General features: G+C 67.4%; 17 protein-coding genes. 11 read left to right on the top strand and 6 right to left on the bottom strand.

The genetic code is table 11. The annotated features are described in order from the left end of the window. Positions 1-43: 43 nt before the first annotated feature. From AC1ZV1_RS11640 to AC1ZV1_RS11590, 11 genes are all read left to right on the top strand, one after another. Positions 44-448: a MerR family transcriptional regulator gene (locus AC1ZV1_RS11640; RefSeq protein WP_236199817.1), complete on the top strand. Its 405-nt coding sequence runs from the start codon at positions 44-46 to the stop codon at positions 446-448. A 56-nt stretch (positions 449-504) separates the two neighbouring features. Further along, a complete protein-coding gene (locus AC1ZV1_RS11635; RefSeq protein WP_484296845.1) occupies positions 505-1668 on the top strand; it encodes an isovaleryl-CoA dehydrogenase in 1164 nt (387 codons plus the stop codon). 172 nt (positions 1669-1840) lie between these two features. After that, the gene (locus AC1ZV1_RS11630) at positions 1841-3448 is read left to right on the top strand and encodes a carboxyl transferase domain-containing protein (RefSeq protein ID WP_484296844.1); all 1608 of its coding nucleotides are present in this window, start codon (positions 1841-1843) and stop codon (positions 3446-3448) included. 10 nt (positions 3449-3458) lie between these two features. Next, complete coding sequence (locus AC1ZV1_RS11625; protein WP_484296843.1) at positions 3459-4271, top strand: gamma-carboxygeranoyl-CoA hydratase; 813 nt, start codon at positions 3459-3461, stop codon at positions 4269-4271. Continuing rightward, a complete protein-coding gene (locus tag AC1ZV1_RS11620; RefSeq protein ID WP_484296842.1) occupies positions 4271-6232 on the top strand; it encodes an acetyl/propionyl/methylcrotonyl-CoA carboxylase subunit alpha in 1962 nt (653 codons plus the stop codon). The genes AC1ZV1_RS11625 and AC1ZV1_RS11620 overlap by 1 nt, the downstream gene beginning before the upstream one ends. Positions 6233-6431: 199 nt before the next feature. Next, complete coding sequence (locus AC1ZV1_RS11615; protein WP_484296841.1) at positions 6432-7334, top strand: hydroxymethylglutaryl-CoA lyase; 903 nt, start codon at positions 6432-6434, stop codon at positions 7332-7334. Between the two features lie 161 nt (positions 7335-7495). Further along, positions 7496-8920: a sigma-54 interaction domain-containing protein gene (locus AC1ZV1_RS11610; RefSeq protein WP_484296840.1), complete on the top strand. Its 1425-nt coding sequence runs from the start codon at positions 7496-7498 to the stop codon at positions 8918-8920. A 309-nt stretch (positions 8921-9229) separates the two neighbouring features. Further along, positions 9230-10495 (top strand): OprD family porin, encoded by a 1266-nt coding sequence (locus AC1ZV1_RS11605; RefSeq protein ID WP_484296839.1) that lies wholly within the window; start codon positions 9230-9232, stop codon positions 10493-10495. A gap of 92 nt (positions 10496-10587) precedes the next feature. Further along, the gene (locus tag AC1ZV1_RS11600) at positions 10588-11979 is read left to right on the top strand and encodes a GntP family permease (protein ID WP_484296838.1); all 1392 of its coding nucleotides are present in this window, start codon (positions 10588-10590) and stop codon (positions 11977-11979) included. A 58-nt stretch (positions 11980-12037) separates the two neighbouring features. Further along, complete coding sequence (locus AC1ZV1_RS11595; RefSeq protein ID WP_484296837.1) at positions 12038-12808, top strand: 3-hydroxybutyrate dehydrogenase; 771 nt, start codon at positions 12038-12040, stop codon at positions 12806-12808. A gap of 94 nt (positions 12809-12902) precedes the next feature. Beyond that, positions 12903-14858 carry an acetoacetate--CoA ligase gene (locus AC1ZV1_RS11590; RefSeq protein WP_484296836.1) on the top strand — a complete coding sequence of 652 codons (1956 nt, stop codon included), beginning with the start codon at positions 12903-12905 and terminating at the stop codon, positions 14856-14858. A gap of 100 nt (positions 14859-14958) precedes the next feature. Here the strand turns inward: AC1ZV1_RS11590 and pcaC are convergent, their stop codons facing one another. From pcaC to AC1ZV1_RS11560, 6 genes are all read right to left on the bottom strand, one after another. Beyond that, positions 14959-15354 carry a 4-carboxymuconolactone decarboxylase gene (gene pcaC, locus AC1ZV1_RS11585; protein WP_484296835.1) on the bottom strand — a complete coding sequence of 132 codons (396 nt, stop codon included), beginning with the start codon at positions 15352-15354 and terminating at the stop codon, positions 14959-14961. 34 nt (positions 15355-15388) lie between these two features. Beyond that, a complete protein-coding gene (gene pcaD, locus AC1ZV1_RS11580; protein WP_484296834.1) occupies positions 15389-16177 on the bottom strand; it encodes a 3-oxoadipate enol-lactonase in 789 nt (262 codons plus the stop codon). Positions 16178-16186: 9 nt separating this feature from the next. Next, positions 16187-17512 carry a 3-carboxy-cis,cis-muconate cycloisomerase gene (locus tag AC1ZV1_RS11575; protein ID WP_484297546.1) on the bottom strand — a complete coding sequence of 442 codons (1326 nt, stop codon included), beginning with the start codon at positions 17510-17512 and terminating at the stop codon, positions 16187-16189. Between the two features lie 178 nt (positions 17513-17690). After that, positions 17691-18896: a 3-oxoadipyl-CoA thiolase gene (gene pcaF, locus AC1ZV1_RS11570; protein WP_484296833.1), complete on the bottom strand. Its 1206-nt coding sequence runs from the start codon at positions 18894-18896 to the stop codon at positions 17691-17693. Continuing rightward, a complete protein-coding gene (locus AC1ZV1_RS11565) occupies positions 18893-19675 on the bottom strand; it encodes a CoA-transferase subunit beta (RefSeq protein ID WP_484296832.1) in 783 nt (260 codons plus the stop codon). The genes pcaF and AC1ZV1_RS11565 overlap by 4 nt, the downstream gene beginning before the upstream one ends. Then, the gene (locus AC1ZV1_RS11560; RefSeq protein ID WP_484296831.1) at positions 19675-20523 is read right to left on the bottom strand and encodes a CoA transferase subunit A; all 849 of its coding nucleotides are present in this window, start codon (positions 20521-20523) and stop codon (positions 19675-19677) included. Before AC1ZV1_RS11560 ends, AC1ZV1_RS11565 begins: the two co-directional genes overlap by 1 nt. Positions 20524-20862: the final 339 nt, after the last annotated feature.

The following is a 20862-nucleotide window of genomic DNA, read 5'->3' as shown; positions in this document are numbered from 1 at the left end:
TTTACGTTAACGTAAAGGTAAACGACCGAGCAAGAACATTCCCATGCCCACGACCTACACCATCTCCGAACTGGCCCGCGAACTGGACGTCACCACCCGCGCCATCCGTTTCTACGAGGAACAGGGGATGCTCAGCCCCGAGCGCCGCGGCCAGGAGCGCATCTACAGCGCCAAGGACCTGGTGGCCCTGAAGCTGATCCTGCGCGGCAAGCGCATCGGTTTCTCGCTGGCCGAGTGCAAGGAGCTGATCGACCTCTACGACCCCAGCAGCGGCAACACCAAGCAGCTGCAGACCTTCCTCGACAAGATCACCGCGCGCCGCGCGCAGCTGGAACAGCAGCTGCTCGACATCGAGCAGATGAAACTGGAACTGGACACGGCTGAGGAACGCTGCCTGGCGGCCATGGCCGAGACCGACAAACCCCGCAAGCAGCGCGCCACGAGCTGATCTCGCCGCCCTGCCCGCTCTCTCATCCGAATATAAATACAAGTACAGGTGATTCCATGAGCTACCCCTCCCTCAACTTCGGCCTCGGCGAAACCATCGACATGCTGCGCGAGCAGGTGCAGGGCTTCGTCGCCAGCGAACTCGCCCCGCGTGCCGCGCAGATCGATGCCGACAACCTGTTCCCCATGGACATGTGGAAGAAGTTCGGCGACATGGGCCTGCTCGGCATCACCGTGGCGGAGGAATACGGCGGCGCCAACATGGGTTACCTGGCCCACGTCATCGCCATCGAGGAGATCAGCCGCGGCTCGGCCTCGGTCGGCCTGTCCTACGGCGCGCACTCCAACCTGTGCGTCAACCAGATCAAGCGCAACGGCAACGCCGAGCAGAAGGCCAAGTACCTGCCCAAGCTGATCAGCGGCGAGCACATCGGTGCCCTGGCCATGAGTGAGCCCAACGCCGGCTCCGACGTGGTGTCGATGAAGCTGCGCGCCGAAAAGCGTGGCGACCGCTTCGTCCTCAACGGCAGCAAAACCTGGATCACCAACGGCCCGGACGCCAACACCTACGTGATCTACGCCAAGACCGAGCCGGAGAAAGGCGCCCACGGCATCACCGCGTTCATCGTCGAGCGCGACTGGAAGGGCTTCAGCCGTGGCAGCAAGTTCGACAAACTGGGCATGCGCGGCTCGAACACCTGCGAGCTGTTCTTCGATGACCTGGAAGTCCCGGAAGAGAACGTGCTGGGCGCGGTCAACGGCGGCGTGAAGGTGCTGATGAGCGGCCTGGACTACGAGCGCGTGGTTCTGGCGGGCGGCCCGATCGGCATCATGCAGGCCTGCATGGACGTGATCGTCCCCTACATCCACGACCGCAAGCAGTTCGGCCAGAGCATCGGCGAGTTCCAACTGATCCAGGGCAAGGTCGCCGACATGTACACCCAGCTCAACGCCAGCCGCGCCTACCTCTATGCCGTCGCCCAGGCCTGCGACCGTGGCGAGACCACCCGCAAGGACGCCGCCGGGGTGATCCTCTACACCGCCGAGCGCGCCACCCAGATGGCCCTGGATGCCATCCAGATCCTTGGCGGCAACGGCTACATCAACGAGTTTCCCACCGGCCGTCTGCTGCGCGACGCCAAGCTCTACGAGATCGGCGCCGGCACCAGCGAAATCCGCCGCATGCTGATCGGCCGCGAGCTGTTCAACGAGACCCGCTGAGGGAAACCCTCCCCCCGGCCCTCTCCCTGAAGGGAGAGGGAGTATCCGGCTGAACGACAGGGCATCAGCCTGCACGGACAGTCCCCTCTCCCTTCGGAGCGGGGCGCGCAGCCAGGGTTAGGGAGAGGGAACCCAGCCTAGATCCCGGACACCTCAATTCGGAGCCACCTCCATGGCCATCCTGCACACCCAGATCAACCCGCGTTCTCCCGACTTCGCCGCCAACGCCGCGGCCATGCTGGAGAACGTCCAGGACCTGCGCGCCCTGCTCGGCCGCGTCCACGAAGGCGGCGGCGCCGCCGCCCAGGCCAAGCACACCGCGCGCGGCAAGCTGCTGGTGCGCGAGCGCATCAACCGCCTGCTCGATGCCGGCTCGCCCTTCCTCGAAGTCTCCGCCCTCGCCGCCCACGACGTGTACGGCGAAGACGTCGCCGCCGCCGGCGTGGTCGCCGGCATCGGCCGCGTGGAAGGCGTGGAATGCATGATCGTCGGCAACGACGCCACCGTGAAAGGCGGCAGCTACTACCCGCTGACCGTGAAGAAGCACCTGCGCGCCCAGACCATTGCCCAGCAGAACCGCCTGCCGTGCATCTACCTGGTGGACTCGGGCGGCGCCAACCTGCCGCGCCAGGACGAAGTCTTCCCCGACCGCGAACACTTCGGCCGGATCTTCTTCAACCAGGCCAACATGAGCGCCCAGGGCATCCCGCAGATCGCCGTGGTGATGGGCTCCTGCACCGCCGGTGGCGCCTACGTGCCGGCCATGAGCGACGAGACCATCATGGTGCGCAACCAGGCCACCATCTTCCTCGCCGGCCCGCCGCTGGTGAAGGCCGCCACCGGTGAAGTGGTGAGTGCCGAGGACCTGGGCGGTGCCGACGTGCACTGCAAGACTTCCGGCGTGGCCGACCATTACGCCGAGGACGACGAGCACGCGCTGGCCATCGCCCGCCGCTGCATCGCCAACCTCAACTGGACCAAGCAGGGCCAGCTCAACACCCGCGCCCCGCGCGCCCCGCTGTACGCCAGCGACGAGCTGTACGGGGTGATCCCGGTGGACAGCAAGCAGCCCTTCGACGTGCGCGAGATCATCGCCCGGCTGGTCGACGGCAGTGAGTTCGACGAGTTCAAGGCACTGTTCGGCACCACCCTGGTGTGCGGCTTCGCGCACCTGCACGGCTACCCGGTGGCGATCCTCGCCAACAACGGCATCCTCTTCGCCGAGGCCGCGCAGAAAGGCGCGCACTTCATCGAACTGGCCTGCCAGCGCGGCATCCCGCTGGTATTCCTGCAGAACATCACCGGCTTCATGGTCGGCCAGAAGTACGAGGCCGGCGGCATCGCCAAGCACGGCGCCAAGCTGGTCACCGCCGTGGCCTGCGCCCAGGTGCCGAAGTTCACCGTGATCATCGGCGGCAGCTTCGGCGCCGGTAACTACGGTATGTGCGGCCGCGCCTACGACCCGCGCTTCCTGTGGATGTGGCCCAACGCGCGGATCGGCGTGATGGGCGGCGAACAGGCCGCCGGCGTGCTGGCCCAGGTCAAGCGCGAGCAGGCCGAACGCGCAGGCTCGGCGCTGTCCGCCGAGGAGGAGGCGAAGATCAAGGCGCCGATCCTCGAACAATACGAGCGCCAGGGTCATCCCTACTACTCCAGCGCGCGCCTGTGGGACGACGGCGTGATCGACCCGGCGCAGACCCGCGACGTGCTCGGCCTCGCCCTCTCCGCCTCGCTCAACGCGCCTGTCGAAGCGACCCGCTTCGGCGTCTTCCGCATGTAAGGCCGCTGCCATGACCGACTATCAGACTTTCTCTTTTGAGAGCATCGAGCTCGATATCGACCCCCGCGGCGTCGCCACTCTCTGGCTGAACCGCCCGGAAAAGAACAACGCCTTCAACGCCCAGACCCTCTTCGAACTGAACCAGGCGCTGGCTGCCGTGGCCAACGACGAGCGCGTGCGCCTCGTCGTGCTGCGCGGCCGTGGCCGGCACTTCTGCGGCGGTGCCGACCTGGCCTGGATGCAGGAGTCCGTGCAACTGGACTACCAGGGCAACCTGAACGACGCCCAGCAGCTCGCCGAGCTGCTCTACAACCTGCACCAGCTGAACAAGCCGACCCTCGCCATCGTCCAGGGCGCGGCCTTCGGCGGCGGCGTGGGGCTGGTGGCGTGCTGCGACATGGCGCTGGCCGCCGAGGACGCGCAGCTCTGCCTGTCCGAAGTACGCATCGGCCTGATCCCCGCCACCATCGGCCCGTTCGTCACCAAGGCCATCGGCCAGCGCGCCGCCACCCGCTACGCCATGACCGCCGAGCGCTTCAGCGGCATCCGTGCCCGCGAGCTGGGCCTGGTGGACGAGCACTACCCCGCCGCCGAACTGGACGACGAAGCCGAGGCCTGGATCGCCAACCTGCTGAACAACAGTCCGGCGGCCCTGGTGGCCTGCAAGGCGCTGTTCCATGAAATCGGCGCTGGCGAACTCACGCCCGAGCGCCGCCGCTACACCGAAGCGGCCATCGCCCGCATCCGTATCAGCCCCGAGGGGCAGGAGGGCCTGCGCGCCTTCCTGGAAAAACGCAAACCGGCCTGGCAGGAGCAAGTCTGATGAGCAAGATCGATACCCTGCTGGTGGCCAACCGCGGCGAGATTGCCTGCCGCGTGATGCGCACCGCCAAGGCCCTGGGCCTGACCACCGTGGCCGTGCACAGCGCCACCGACCGCAACGCCCGCCACGTCGAAGAGGCGGACATTGCCATCGACCTGGGCGGCGCCAAACCCGCTGAAAGCTACCTGCGCGCGGACGCCGTACTGGCTGCCGCAAAAGCCGCCGGCGCCCAGGCCATCCACCCCGGCTACGGTTTCCTCTCGGAGAACGCCGGCTTCGCCCGCGCCTGCGAAGAAGCCGGGCTGGTGTTCCTCGGCCCGCCGGCCAGCGCCATCGACGCCATGGGCAGCAAGTCCGCCGCCAAGGCACTGATGGAAACCGCCGGCGTGCCACTGGTGCCCGGCTACCACGGCGAGGCGCAGGACTACGCCACCTTCCAGCGCGAGGCCGAGCGCATCGGCTACCCGGTGCTGCTGAAAGCCGCGGCCGGTGGTGGTGGCAAGGGCATGAAGGTGGTCGAGCGCGAGGCCGAACTGGCCGAGGCGCTGGAATCCGCCCAGCGTGAAGCGCAGTCCGGTTTCGGCGACTCGCGCATGCTGGTGGAGAAGTACCTGACCAAGCCGCGCCACGTGGAAATCCAGGTGTTCGCCGACCAGCACGGCCACTGCCTGTACCTCAACGAACGCGACTGCTCGATCCAGCGCCGCCACCAGAAAGTGGTCGAAGAAGCGCCGGCTCCGGGCCTCTCCCTCGAACTGCGCCAGGGCATGGGCGAGGCCGCCGTGCGGGCCGCCCAGGCCATCGGCTACGTCGGCGCCGGCACCGTGGAGTTCCTCTATGACGAAGGCAGCGGCCAGTTCTTCTTCATGGAAATGAACACCCGCCTGCAGGTGGAGCACCCGGTCACCGAAGCCATCACCGGCCTTGACCTGGTCGCCTGGCAGATTCGCGTCGCCCGCGGCGAGCCACTGCCGATCACCCAGGAACAGGTGCCGCTGATCGGCCACGCCATCGAAGTGCGCCTCTACGCCGAAGACCCCGAGGGCGGCTTCCTGCCCGCCAGCGGTCACCTCGCGCTGTACCGCGAACCCGCCGCTGGCCCCGGCCGCCGGGTGGACAGCGGCATCCGCGAGGGCGACGACATCTCGCCGTTCTATGACCCGATGCTGGCGAAGCTGATCGCCTGGGGCGAGAACCGCGAGGAAGCGCGCCAGCGACTGCTGTCGATGCTCGGCGAAACCGCCGTCGGCGGCTTCAAGACCAACCTGGCCTTCCTGCGCCGCGTGCTGGCCCACCCGGCCTTCGCCGAAGGCGAGCTGGATACCGGCTTCATCGGCCGCTACCAGGACGACCTGCTGCCCGCGGCCACCGCCCTGCCCGAACGTTTCTGGCAGCTCGCCGCCGAAGCCTGGGTGCAGAGCGAAGCCGCCCGTGTGCGTGGTGACGACGCCCATTCGCCCTGGTCCGCCCAGAGCGGCTGGCGCAGTGGCCTGCCCGGCGAAACCGACCTGCACCTGCTGGCCAAGGGCGAGTCCCACGTGGTGCGTCTGCGCCATGCCGACGGCCAGCGCATCGCCCAGCTCGACGGTCAATGGCTGGACGTGAAGGACGGCGACATCCGCCGCCGTCATCAGGTGATCCGTCGTGGCGACAGCCTCTACCTGGAATGGAACGGCGAGCTGGTCAGCGTGCAGCGCTTCGACCCCATCGCCGAAGCCGAAGCCGCGCATTCGCACCAGGGCGGCCTGGGCGCGCCGATGAACGGCAGCATCGTGCGCATCCTGGTCGAGCCCGGGCAGCGCGTCGAAGCTGGCACCGCGCTCGTGGTGCTCGAAGCCATGAAGATGGAACACAGCATTCGCGCGCCGCACGCCGGCGTGGTGAAATCGCTGTATTGCAGCGAAGGTGAGCTGGTGTCGGAAGGGACGGCGCTGGTGGAGCTGGAGGAGGCGTCGGCGTAACGACCAAAAGCCCCTCTCCCCGCCCTGGCTACGCGCCCCGCTCCGAAGGGAGAGGGAGTATCCGTGCCATACGGACCTTCCGCGTGAGCCGGAAACCTCCCGCCGCTCAGAACAGTCCCCTCTCCCTTCAGGGAGAGGGTTAGGGAGAGGATGCCGAGCATTGCGCACCCTCCTCCACGGAACACTAAGAGGACCGCAAATGACCCTGCCCCCATCCGTCCGCCTGGTCGAAGTCGGCCCGCGCGACGGCCTGCAGAACGAGAAGCAACCCATCGCCGTGGCCGACAAGGTACGCCTGGTGGACGACCTGACCGCCGCAGGCCTCGCCTACATCGAAGTCGGCAGCTTCGTCTCGCCCAAGTGGGTGCCGCAGATGGCCGGCTCGGCGGACGTCTTTGCCGGCATCCAGCAGAAGGCTGGTGTCACCTACGCCGCCCTGGCGCCGAACCTGAAGGGCTTCGAGGCCGCGCTGGAGTCGCAGGTGAAGGAAGTCGCAGTATTCGCCGCCGCCTCCGAGGCGTTCTCGCAGAAGAACATCAACTGCTCGATCAAGGAGAGCCTGGAGCGCTTCGTCCCGATCATGGACGCGGCGCGCCAGCACGGCGTACGCGTGCGTGGCTACGTCTCCTGCGTGCTCGGCTGCCCCTACCAGGGCGAGGTGGACGCGGCGCAGGTTGCCGCCGTCGCCGAAGAACTGCACGCCATGGGCTGCTACGAAGTCTCCCTGGGCGACACCATCGGCGTCGGCACCGCCGGCGCCACCCGGCACCTGTTCGAGGTCGTCGGCCAGCGTGTGCCGCGCGCGCAACTGGCCGGGCACTTCCACGACACCTATGGCCAGGCCACGGCGAACATCTACGCCAGCCTGCTCGAAGGCATCGCGGTGTTCGACAGCTCGGTCGCCGGGCTGGGCGGCTGCCCCTACGCCAAGGGCGCCACCGGCAACGTCGCCACCGAGGATGTGCTTTACCTGCTCAATGGCCTCGGCATCCACACCGGCATCGACCTGGACCTGCTGATCGACGCCGGCCAGCGCATCTGCGCCGTGCTCGACAAGCCCAACGGCTCGCGGGTGGCCAAGGCGCAGCTGGCCAAGCGCTGAGGCTTTGTTCCTGCTCTGGGCATCCCTCTCCCCCGCCCTCTCCCTGAAGGGAGAGGGTTAGGGAGAGGGCGGTGCCGGGAAACGAGGGTTCTCCACCCTTTCCCTAGGTTCTCGTCCGCCAGTAAAGTGCGCCCTCTGCCCTCCTCGCGCACGGCCCGCCCATGACCGACACCGACAGCCTCAAGGACTACCCCAGCGTCCGCCAACTGGCGATCCGCTCGCTGTTCGAGATCTTCGAGCAGTTCAGCGAAGGCACGGTGATCGTCGACCGCGAGGCGCGCATCGTCTGGATCAACCAGCGCTATGCCCAGCGCTTCGGCCTGGACAGCGCCGAACAGGCCGTCGGCCGCCCGGTCGAGCAGGTGATCCCCGGCAGCCTGATGCGCGAGGTGGTCAGCAGCGGCCGGCCGATGCTGCTGGACATCCTCGACATGACCAAGGACCCACTGGTGGTCATGCGCGTGCCGATCCGCGACGACTCAGGCGTTGTCATCGGCGGCATTGGCTTCGCCCTGTTCGACGAGCTGCGCGCGCTCTCGCCGCTGCTCACCCGCTACCAGCGCATGCAGGCCGAACTGGCCTCGACACGCTCGCTGCTGCAGGCGCGCCAGGCCAAGTACAGCTTCGGGCATTTCATCGGCACCAGCCCGGCCAGCCTGGACGTGAAACGCCGCGCCCGCCGTGGTGCCGCCAGCGAGGCGCCGATCCTGCTGCTGGGCGAGACCGGCACCGGCAAGGAGCTGCTCGCCCATGCCATCCACGCCTCCTCGCCACGCGCGGACAAGCCCTTCGTCAGCATCAACGCCGCCGCTATTCCCGAAACCCTGCTGGAAGCCGAATTCTTCGGTACCGCACCCGGCGCCTTTACCGGGGCGGACCGCAAGGGCCGTGCCGGCAAGCTGCAGATCGCCCAGGGCGGCACGCTGTTCCTCGACGAGATCGGCGACATGCCGCTGACCTTGCAGAGCAAACTGCTACGGGTGCTTCAGGAGAAGGAATTCGAACCGGTGGGCTCCAACGAGGTGCTGCGCAGCGACATCCGCCTGATCGCCGCCACCTCCATCGACCTCGACGCCGCCGTGCGCGCGGGGCGTTTCCGCGCCGACCTGTTCTACCGCATCAATGTCCTGCCCATCGAGATTCCGCCGCTGCGCGAACGCCTGGAAGACCTCCCCGCGCTGTGCGAAGCCATCCTCGACGGCCTGCGCGATGACCGCCAGACCCTCTACGAACTGGACGCTGGCGGCCTCGCGCTGCTGGCCCGGCACGCGTGGCCGGGCAACGTGCGCGAGCTGCGCAACCTGCTGGAGCGCACCGTACTGCTGGGCGACCGCCCGCAGATCGACGCCGCCGCCCTGCGCTCGGCACTGGGTGAGCTGCAACCGCTCCCGGCAGGTACGACTGCGACGGCCGCCAGGCTGGCCGACGGAGAGGATTTCTACGCCGCGCGGGATGCCTTCGAGCGCGAGCTGATCGCCAACACCCTGGCCGAGCAGGCTGGCAACGTCGATGCCGCCGCGCGCCGCCTGGGGCTGGGGCGCTCGACGCTGTATAAGAAGATGGCCGCACTGGGCGTTCAGTCCTGAAAAAGAGATAAGTCTCAAAACAGAGACAACCCCTCCTACTGCCTGATCAGCAACATCCAAACGGTAAAACCTGGCGCCCTGTCTCAAAGCAGAGACAAACAGCTTCTCCCTAATCACGCCACTCTCAAAATAAGACTTATAAATCAAACAGTTACAATCCTGGCACGGTCCTGGCTATGTCGCCTCTCGCGGCTATCGCGCCGCACAGCCGACATAACAACAATCAACGCTGCCCGAACGCGAACAGATCCCAGCGGACTTCACGGCTAGTCCCGCTTCGCACACGGCGCCGCGCCAGGAGATCACCCGATGAGCCGCTCCACGCTCAATCATGCCGCCGTTCTGACCGCCCTCGGTTCCACCCTCGCCCTTTCGCCCCAGGCCTTCGCCGAATTCCTCGCCGACAGCAAGGCCAGCGTCGAATTGCGTAACTTTTACTTCAGCCGCGACTTCCGCCAGGACAATGCCGCGCAATCCAAGCAGGAGGAATGGGCCCAGGGCTTCCTGCTGCGCTACGAATCCGGCTACACCGAAGGCACCATCGGCGTCGGTGTCGACGCCCTCGGCCTGCTCGGCGTGAAGCTGGATTCCAGCCCCGATCGCGCTGGCTCCGGCCTGCTGCCGCGCGACCGGGAGAAGGTCAACGGCGCCGCCGACGACTACAGCGAACTGGGCCTGACCGCCAAGCTGCGCGCCTCCAAAAGCACCCTGAAGATCGGCACCCTGCTGCCCAAGCTGCCCACCGTGCTGGCCAACGATTCGCGCCTGCTGCCGCAGACTTTCGAAGGCGCGCACCTGAACTCCGCCGAGTTCGCCGGCCTGACCTTCGACGGCGGCCGCCTGCGCCAGGTGAGCCAGCGCGACTCGTCCAACCGCGAGGACATGACCGTCACCAGCGGCAGCGCGCGCGGCATCGTCGCCACCGACAGCAGCGACCAGTTCGATTTTGCCGGCCTGAGCTACAAGTGGACGCCACAGCTCACCACCGGCTACAGCTACGCCAAGCTCGACGGGCTCTACGACCAGCACATCGTCAACCTGGTGCATGTGCTGCCCGTCGCCGCCGGCCAGTCGCTGAAGACCGACCTGCGCTACGCGCGCTCCGACGACGACGGCCACAGCAACGTCGACAACCGCGCCTTCGGCGCGATGCTCACCTACACCCTCGGCGGCCACGGCTTCGGCGCCGGCTACCAGACGATGAGCGGCGACACCGGCTTTGCCTACATCGGCGGCACCGACGCCTTCCTGGTCAACTTCGTGCAGATCGGCGACTTCGCCAATCGCGACGAGAAATCCTGGCAGGCGCGCTACGACTACGACTTCGCCGCCCTGGGCATACCCGGACTGACCTTCATGACGCGCTACCTGTCCGGCGACAACATCGAACTGGGTGCGGGCAAGCCCGAGGGCAAGGAGTGGGAGCGCGATACCGACATCGGCTACGTGGTGCAGAGCGGCCCGCTGAAGAACGTCGGCGTGAAGTGGCGCAATGCGACGGTACGCTCCAGCCACTTCGGCAACGACCTCGACGAGAACCGGCTGATCCTCAGCTATGTGCTACCCCTCTGGTGATTGCCGGATCGCCTGACCCCTGATCGTCAAGCAAGCCCTTTACAACAAGAACGAAGCGCGGCCCTGGCCGCGCTGAAACTGGAGATACTTCGATGAGCGTGGTCATCGCCCTCGCGGCCCTCGCCCTGCTGATGCTCGCCGCCTACCGCGGCTACAGCGTGATCCTCTTCGCCCCCATCGCCGCGCTGCTGGCGGTGCTGCTGACCGACCCTTCCGCCGTCGCCCCGGCCTTCACCGGGGTGTTCATGGAGAAGATGGTCGGCTTCGTCAAACTCTACTTCCCGGTGTTCCTGCTCGGCGCGGTGTTCGGCAAGCTGATCGAGCTGTCGGGCTTCTCCCGTTCCATCGTCGCCGCGGCTATTCGCCTGCTCGGTACGAGCCAGGCGATGCTGGTGATCGTGCTGGTCTGCGCCCTGCTCACCTACGGCGGCGTGTCGCTGTTCGTGGTGGTGTTCGCGGTCTATCCGTTCGCCGCCGAGATGTTCCGCCAGAGCAACATCCCCAAGCGGCTGATCCCGGCGACCATCGCCCTGGGCGCCTTCAGCTTCACCATGGACGCCCTGCCCGGCACCCCGCAGATCCAGAACATCATCCCCACCGCCTTCTTCAACACCACCGGCTGGGCCGCGCCCTGGCTGGGGCTGATCGGCAGCCTGTTCGTGTTCGCCGTCGGCATGCTGTTCCTCCGCCGCCAGGCCGGCAAGGCGCGCGCCGCCGGTGAGGGCTACGGCACCGAACTGCGCAACGAACCGGAAACCGCCGACGATATCAAGCTGCCCAACCCGCTGCTGGCGCTCTCGCCGCTGGTGCTGGTGGGCGTCGCCAACCTGCTGTTCACCCACTGGATTCCCCAGGTCTACGGCAAGACCCACAGCCTGCAACTGGCCGGCATGGCCGCGCCGGTGGCCAGCGACGTGGCCAAGTTGACCGGCATCTGGGCGGTGCAGGCCGCGCTGCTGCTGGGCATTCTGCTGGTGCTGGTGACCAGCTTTGCGGTGATCCGCAGCAAGATCGCCGAGGGCACCAAGACTGCGGTGTCCGGCGCGCTGCTGGCGGCCATGAACACCGCCTCGGAATACGGTTTCGGCGCGGTGATCGCCTCCCTGCCGGGCTTCCTGGTGCTGGCCGACGCGCTGAAGAAGATCCCCGATCCGCTGGTGAACGAGGCCATCACCGTCACCACCCTGGCCGGCATCACCGGCTCGGCGTCGGGCGGCATGAGCATCGCCCTGGCGGCTATGTCCGAGCAGTTCATCGCCGCCGCCCACGCCGCCAACATCCCGCTGGAAGTACTGCACCGGGTCGCTGCCATGGCCTCCGGCGGCATGGACACCCTGCCGCACAATGGCGCGGTGATCACCCTGCTCGCGGTCACCGGGCTGACCCACCGCGAAGCCTACAAGGACATCTTCGCCATCACCCTGATCAAGACCCTCGCGGTGTTCGTGGTGATCGGGACCTTCTACGCCACCGGGATCGTATAAGCCGGTTGTTTCCAAGCGGTCGCCGCGAGGCGACCGCCCCGTTGCAGAGGAGATTTGCATGACACTCAAAGGCAAGACCGCACTGGTCACAGGCTCCACCAGCGGCATCGGCCTGGGCATCGCCGCGCGCCTCGCGCGGGCGGGCGCCAATGTGGTGGTCAACGGCTTTGGCGATATCGACGCGGCGGTACGCGAGTTGTCGGTGCACGGCACGCGCATCGGTCACCACGCTGCGGACATGGCGCAACCCGAGCAGATCGCCGAGATGATCGACTATGTCGAGCGCGAGTTCGGCGGCCTCGACATCCTGGTCAACAACGCCGGCATCCAGCACGTCGCGGTGCTGGAAGATTTCCCCGTGGAGCGCTGGAACGCGATCATCGCCATCAACCTCTCCTCGGTGTTCCACACCACCCGCCTGGCGCTGCCGGGCATGCGCCAGCGCGGCTGGGGGCGCATCCTCAACATCGCCTCGACCCACGGCCTGGTCGCCTCCGCCGGCAAGAGCGCCTATGTTGCGGCCAAGCACGGGGTGATCGGCCTGACCAAGACCACCGCCCTGGAAACCGCCACCAGCGCCATCACCTGCAACGCCATCTGCCCCGGCTGGGTACTGACGCCGCTGGTGCAGCAGCAGATCGACGCACGGGTGGCTGCCGGCTCCACGCCTGAACAGGCACGCCACGACCTGCTGGCGGAGAAGCAGCCGTCGCTCGACTTCGTCACCGCCGAACAGCTCGGCGAGCTGGCGCTATTCTTGTGTTCAGAAGCCGCCGCCCAGGTCCGCGGCGCCGCCTGGAACATGGATGGCGGCTGGGTCGCGCAGTGACCTGGGGTTCCTGCGGCGCTTCGTGACATGATGCGCAGGCACCGTTCGTCGGCGGTGCCTTCCGCCCCACACGAATCAGTTGGAGTCGTAGTCGATGAACCAGGCGCTCTGGAGCCCTTCCCCCGAACGCATCGCCGCCACCCGCATGGACGCCTTCCGTCACAAGGTGGCGCAGCAGCACGGGCTCGACCTGCCCGACTACGCCGCGCTGCACGCCTGGAGCATCGCCGAGCGCGAGGCCTTCTGGCTGGCCATCGTCGACACCTTCGGCGTGCAGTTCCACGAGGCACCCACCGCGGTCCTCGAGGAAGGCCCGGAGATGCCCGATGCGCGCTGGTTCCCTGGCGCCACCCTGAACTTCGCCGAACACCTGCTGCGCCGCCGCGACAGCAAGCCGGCACTGATCGCCATCAGCGAAGACGAACGCCGCGAAGTCATCAGCCACGCCGAGCTTTCCGCCCAGGTCGCCGGCCTGCAACGCGCCCTGCGTGAAGCCGGCGTGGGCGTCGGCGACCGCGTCGCGGCCTTCATGCCCAATACCTGGCAGACCGTGGTCGGCATGCTCGCCACCACCAGCCTGGGCGCCACCTGGTCGAGCTGCTCGCCGGACTTCGGCACCCACGGCGTGATCGACCGCTTCGGCCAGATCGAGCCCAAGGTGCTGATCGCCTGTGCCGGCTACCGCTACGCCGGCAAGGTGCTGGACCTCACCGCCAAGCTCAATGAAATCCTCGCCCAGCTGCCCAGCCTGGAGCACTTGCTGATCGTCCCCTACGCCAACGGCCATGCGCGCCGTAGCGACTTCCAGACCCCGGCGCGCGTCAGTCTCTGGCAGGACTTCTTTCACAGCGGCGGCGACCCCGTGTTCACCCCCGTGCCCTTCGACCACCCGCTGTACATCCTCTACTCCTCCGGCACCACCGGCGTGCCCAAGTGCATCGTCCACGGTACCGGTGGCGTGCTGCTGCAGCATCTGAAAGAGCACGGCCTGCACGTCGACCTGGGCAACGACGACACGCTGTTCTACTACACCACCTGCGGCTGGATGATGTGGAACTGGCTGGTCTCGGGCCTCGCCGTCGGCGCCACGCTGGTGCTCTACGATGGCTCGCCCTTCCACCCCGGCCCCGAGCGGCTGATGGACCTGATCGACGCGGAGCACATCAGCGTCTTCGGCACCAGCGCCAAGTACATCGCCGCGCTGGAGAAGGCCAATGTGCGGCCACGCCAGACCCACTCGCTGGAGCGTCTGAAGACGCTGCTTTCCACCGGTTCGCCGCTGGCCCACGAGAGTTACGACTACGTCTACCGTGACGTGAAACCCGACCTCTGCCTGTCGTCGATTTCCGGTGGCACGGATATCGTTTCCTGCTTCGCCATCGGTAATCCGACCGGCCCGGTGTGGCGTGGGGAAATCCAGTGCAAGGCACTGGGCATGGCGGTGGAAGTCTGGGACGAAGCTGGCAGGCCGGTGCGCGGCGAGAAAGGCGAACTGGTCTGTGTGCGGCACTTCCCGTCGATCCCGGTGGGCTTCTGGAATGACGAAAACGACGAGAAATTTCTCGACGCCTACTTCGCCACGTTCCCCGGCGTCTGGGCCCATGGCGACTACGCGGAAGAAACCGAACACGGCGGCCTGGTGATCCATGGTCGCTCGGATGCCGTGCTCAACCCCGGCGGCGTGCGCATCGGCACCGCGGAAATCTACCGCCAGGTGGAGAAGGTCGAGCAGGTGCTGGAGTCCATCGCCATCGGCCAGGACTGGCAGGGCGACGTGCGCGTGGTGCTGTTCGTGCGCCTGCGTGACGGCGTGGCACTGGACGAGACGTTGCAGGAGCGCATCCGCCAGACCATCCGCAGCAACACCACTCCGCGCCATGTGCCGGCGAAGATTCTCGCGGTCACCGACATCCCGCGCACCATCAGCGGCAAGATCGTCGAACTGGCGGTGCGCAACGTGGTGCACGGCCAGCCGGTGAAGAACACCGACGCACTGGCGAACCCGGCCGCGCTGGAGCTGTTCCGGGATCGCAAGGAGCTGGAGAGCTGAGGCACTCCAACCCACGGCGTACGCCTGTCATCGCGCCGATGGGGCGCGATGACAGGATCAGATGCCTGCGGATGCGTGGCCCGCAGGCATCTGATCAGGGTTACTCCTCCAGCGACTCGGTGCCCAGCTCGTCCCACACCGCCTCGGCGAGGTGGAAAGTGGCATTGGCGGCCGGGATGCCGCAGTAGATCGCGCTCTGCAGCAGGACTTCCTTGATCTCTTCGCGGGTCACGCCGTTGTTGCGCGCGGCGCGCAGGTGCAAAGTCAGCTCGCCCTCGCGGTTCATGCCGATCAGCATGGCGATGGTGATCAGGCTGCGGGTGTGGCGTGGCAGGCCGGGGCGGGTCCAGATGTCACCCCAGGCGTGGCGGGTGATCATTTCCTGGAACTCTTCGTTGAAGGCGTTGCGCTTCTGCAGGCTGCGGTCGACGTGGGTGTCACCCAGCACCGCGCGGCGGACCTGCAGACCGGCTTCGTAGCGTTCGTTCTCGTCCATCTCAAACTCCGAGGGTAAGCCTGTAGATAAGCCGTCAGGCGCGCAGGAACGCCAGCACGCGCTGACTGAAGGCATCGCCGGCCTGCACGTTGGACAGGTGCGCGGCACGGAATTCCACCAGCTCCGCGCCGGGAATGTGCGCCTGCAGGAAGCGGCCGTCCTCGGTCGTCGTCACCGCGTCGGCAGCGCCGCAGACCACCAGGGTCGGCGCCGTGATCGCGCCGATCTCGCCACGGAAATCGGCATCACGCACGGCCGCGCAGTTGGCCGCGTAACCTTCCGGCGAGGTCTGCGCCAGCATGCCGACGATGGGCTCGACCTTGCCCGGCTCAGACTCGGCAAAATCGGCCGTGAACCAGCGCGAGATCGACGCATCGCGCAGGTTGCGCATCGCCTCGGCGCCGCCGCTGAGCACGGTCTCGATGCGCGGGTTCCAGACCTCCGGCGTGCCGATCTTCGCAGCGGTGTTACACAGCACCAGGCGCGAGAGGCGCTCGGGCGCATGGATGGCCAGCCACTGGCCGATCAGGCCGCCCATGGACAGGCCGCAGAAGTGCGCGCGCGGGATATCCAGCGCTTCCAGCAGGGCCAGCACGTCACGGCCATTCTGCTCGATGCTGTACGGGCCGGAAGTGACCAGCGAGGCGCCGTGGCCACGGGTGTCATAGCGCAGCACACGGAAGTCTTCGGCGAAGGCCGCGACCTGCGCGTCCCACATGTGCAGGTCGGTGCCCAGGGAGTTGGACAGCACCAGCACCGGCGCGCCGGCCGGGCCTTCCAATTGATAGTTCAGGTCGCCATCGGCGAGACGTACGGCAGGCATGCAGGGCTCCTATCGGGATTCTTTGCGCAAGGAAAGTGCGTGGTGTTCGGCCAGCGCGCGCTCGACCCAGCGGCGCGCCTGGCCCAGGTAATGGGCGGGATCGAGCAGGCGATCCAGCTCTTCGGCATTCAGTTGGGCGGCGACTTCGGCGTTGGCGCCGAGCACCGCGCGCAGGTGTGCACCCTCCTTCACGGCCTGCTTGCAGCACTGTTCCACCAGGTGGTGTGCGGCGTCGCGGCCGATCCGCTGGGCCAGGGCGATGCTCACGGCTTCGGCGAGCACCAGCCCGCGGGTCAGGTCGAGGTTGGCCAGCATGCGCTCGGCATCCACTTCCAGGCCCGGCACCAGGCTCAGCGCCTGTTGCAGCGCACCGGAGACGAGACAGCACAGCTCCGGCAGGCTTTCCCATTCGGCATGCCACAGGCCGAGGCTGCGCTCGTGCTCCTGGGGCATCGCGGCGAACAGGGTCGAAACCAGGCCCGGCGCGCGAGTGGCCGCGCCGATCAGCACAGCGGCGCCCACCGGGTTGCGCTTGTGCGGCATGGTGGAAGAACCACCCTTGCCCGGCGCAGACGGTTCGAAGACTTCGCCGGCCTCGGTCTGCATCAGCAGGCTGAGATCGCGGCCCAGCTTGCCGAGGCTGCCGGCGATCAGGCCGAGCAGGCTGGCAAATTCCACCAGGCGGTCGCGCTGGGTGTGCCAGGGTTGATCGGGCAGTTGCAGGTCCAGATCTTCAGCCAGCGCCTCGGCCACGGAGAAACCTTGCCCGCCCAGCGCGGCAAGGCTGCCGGAAGCGCCGCCAAACTGCAGGCACAGCAGGCGCGGCTTGAGTTCGTTGAGGCGCTGGCGATGGCGGGTGATCGCACCCAGCCAGCCGGCGATCTTCATGCCGAGGGTGACGGGCGTGGCATGCTGCAGCCACGTGCGACCGACCATGGGCGTGCCGGCGTGGGCGTGTGCCTGAACGACCAGCGCGTCGGCGAGCTGGGCGAGGTCGCTTTCCAGCAGTTCGATGGCGGCACGCAGCTGCAGGACCAGCCCGGAGTCCATGGCGTCCTGGCTGGTGGCGCCCAGGTGCACGTAGCGCTCGGCTTCGGCGTTCTCGGCGGCGATGTGCTTACCCAGCGCCTTCACCAGCGGGATCGCGGAATTGCCGGCGCTGCAGATGGCCTGGGCCAGCGCATCGAAATCGTAGAGTTCGGCGCGGCAGGCCGCGGCGATGGGCGCCACGGCGCTCGCCGGGATCACACCCACGCGAGCCTCGGCACGGGCCAGCGCGGCCTCGAAGTCGAGCATGCCCTGTACCCGGCCGTGGTCGCTGAAGATCGCGCGCATGGCGGGCTGGGTGAAGTAGGCGTCGAACAGAAGGTGGGTGCTCACGGGGGTAGCTCCGGAGATCGGCGTGCGTAGTCGGGACAGTATGACCGGAGAGGAGGACTCTGTCGGAGCGGGCTTGCTCGCGCCCCCCCGCTGCGGCGGCCGGGTTCGCGAGCAAGCTCGCTCCTGCGAAGAACTAGACGCGCTCGACGACCAGCGCCACGCCCTGCCCTACGCCCACGCACATGGTGCACAGGCCGAGCTTGCCGCCGGACTTCTGCAGTTGGTGCACCGCCGTCAGCACCAGGCGTGCGCCGCTGGCGCCCAGCGGGTGACCGAGAGCGATAGCACCGCCGTTGGGGTTCACCCGGGCGTCGTCATCGGCGATGCCGAGTTCGCGGGTCACCGCCAGGCCCTGGGCGGCGAAGGCTTCGTTCAGTTCGATGACGTCGAACTGGTCCACCGACAGGTTCAGGCGCTCCAGCAGCTTGCGCACCGCCGGCACCGGGCCGATGCCCATCACCCGCGGAGCGACACCGGCGCTGGCCATGCCGAGTACCTTGGCGCGTGGCGTCAGGCCGTGTTTCTTCACCGCCTCGGCGCTGGCGAGGATCAGTGCCACGGCGCCGTCGTTGACGCCCGAGGCGTTGCCGGCGGTGACGGTCTTGCCTTCACCGTTAACCGGTTTGAGCTTGGCCAGCGCTTCCAGGGTGGTGTCCGGGCGCGGGTGCTCGTCGGTATCGACGACGGTCTCGCCCTTGCGGCCCTTGATCACCACCGGGACGATTTCCTCAGCGAAGTAGCCGCTGGCCTGGGCGACGCCGGCACGCTGCTGGCTGCGCAGGGAGAAGGCGTCCTGGTCCGCGCGATTGACGTGGTAATCGTCGGCCACGTTGTCAGCGGTCTGCGGCATGGCATCCACGCCGTACTGCGCCTTCATCAGCGGGTTGATGAAACGCCAGCCGATGGTGGTGTCCTCGATCTTCTGGCCACGGCCAAACGCGCTGTCGGCCTTGCCCATCACGTAGGGCGCGCGGGACATGGACTCCACGCCGCCGGCGATGACGAGTTCGGCCTCGCCGCTGGCGATGGCGCGGAAGGCGGTGCCCACCGCGTCCAGGCCCGAGGCGCAGAGGCGGTTGAGGGTGACGCCCGGCACGCTTTCCGGCAGGCCGGCCAGCAGCAGCGCCATGCGCGCCACGTTGCGGTTGTCTTCGCCGGCCTGGTTGGCGCAGCCGAGGTAGACCTCGTCCAGCACGGCCCAGTCGACGTGCGGGTTACGTTCCACCAGCGCCTTCACCGGCACAGCGGCGAGGTCGTCGGCGCGCACGCCGGAGAGCGAACCGCCGAAGCGGCCGATAGGCGTGCGCACGGCGTCGCAGATGAAGACCTCGCGGCTCATTCCTCACCTCCGAGCTGGCCGTGGGCGGCGGCGGTGCGAGCTTCGAGGGCGCGCAGGGCTTCCAGCTCGACGTCGGTCGGCGCGACGGTTTCGCTGACCTGCTCGGCGAAGCGGATCGCCCAGCCGGTGTTCTCGACCACCTGCTCGCGGGTCACGCCCGGGTGCAGGGTGGTGACGATGAATTCGTTGCTGCCGGCTTCCGGCTCCATGATGCACAGGTCGGTGATGATCGCCACCGGGCCCTTGCCGGGCAGGCCGAGTTGCTGGCGGTGGTCGCCCCCCTCACCGAAGCCGACCGAGGTGATGAAGGCCAGCTTGTCGACGAAGGTGCGGTGGGACTGCTTGAGGATGATCAGCACTTCCTTGGCGGAACCGGCGATCTCCGGCGCGCCACCGGCGCCGGGCAGGCGCACCTTCGGCGTGTTGTAGTCGCCGATGACGGTGGTGTTGATGTTGCCGAAGCGGTCGACTTGCGCAGCGCCGAGGAAGCCGACGTCGATGCGCCCGCCCTGCAGCCAGTAGCGGAAGATCTCGCCGGTGGGCACCACGGTGTCGGCGGTTTCGGCCAGTTCGCCGTCGCCGATGGACAGCGGCAGCACGCTGGGCTTGGCGCCGATGGGGCCGGATTCGTAGATCAGGACCACGTCCGGCGATGCGGTCAGGCGCGCCAGGTTGGCGGCCTTGGACGGCAGGCCGATGCCGACGAAGCAGACGGCGCCGTTCTTCAGGCGACGAGCGGCGGCCACGGTCATCATTTCATTGGTGCTGTAGGCGCTCATTACTTGGCCTCCGCGAGTTTGGCTCTGAACTCAGCAAAATCTTTCGTGCCGCGGATGTAGGTATCGATCCAGGCGTTGAAGGTGTCGCGGTCGCGGGCGATCGGGTCCCAGGCCTGGTAGAAGCGGTTGTCGCGCTCGGAGTAGCCGTGGGCGTAGGACGGGTGCGAGCCGCCGGGCACCAGGCAGACGGCGGACAGCGCCCAGGTCGGCAGCACGCAGGCGTTCATCGGCGCGTTAAGGTCATCGACGATTTCCTCGACGGTGACAATGCAGCGCTTGGCGGCCAGGGCGGCTTCCTTCTGCACGCCGAGGATGCCCCACAGCAGCACGTTGCCCTTGCGGTCGGCCTTCTGCGCGTGGATCACGGTGACGTCCGGGCGCACCGACGGCACGGCGGCCAACTGCTCGCCGGTGAACGGGCAGTTGATGAACTTGATGTTCGGGTTGACCTTCGGCAGGTCGGAACCGGCGTAGGCACGCAGCACGGCGAACGGCAGGCCCGAGGCACCGGCAACGTAGGCGTTGGCGAGGTCGGCGTGGCTGTGCTCGTCGATCTCAAGCGGGCGCGGCCACCCCTTCTCCACCGCGTCACGCAGGCGATGCAGCGAACCGACACCAGGGTTCCCGCCCCAGGAGAAGGTCAGCTTGCGCACGCAACCGGCACCGATCAGCAGGTCGTAGACCAGGTCGGGGGTCATGCGCACCAGGTGCAGGTCTTTCTTGCCCTGGCGAATCAGCTCGTGGGAGGCAGCGGTCGGGATCAGGTGGGTGAAGCCTTCGAGCGCGACGGTGTCGCCGTCGTTGACGAAGCGCTCGACCGCTTCGCGGAGGTTGAGGAGTTCAGCCATGGTCGGTCTCGTTGTAGGCGTGGTGCAGGTGGGAAAAAGGTACCGCCGGGGGGATGGGCAAACAATGCGATAATCGACTATTGGTGCGAATATCGAACACTTCTCTTAGGGGGCTAACGGCTGGATGACGGGTGTGTATGGCCGTTCTGGCGAGCGCGGACGCCGTGCACGGATCGCGGGCGTGGCTCGCTCCTACAGGGGGTGACGTGCAGGAGCGGGCCATGCCTGCAACAGCCCGAGCGCCGGGGCAACAGGGAACGCTGTGTAGGATGGGTGGAGCGCAGCGACACCCATGCTGGCGGTACATGGATCAATGGGTATCGCTGCGCTCCACGCCAT

It is taken from the genome of Pseudomonas sp. BB438, assembly GCF_057180225.1.
Note: the sequence above shows the minus strand (reverse complement) of the source record. Positions and strands in the feature narration are given on the sequence as shown.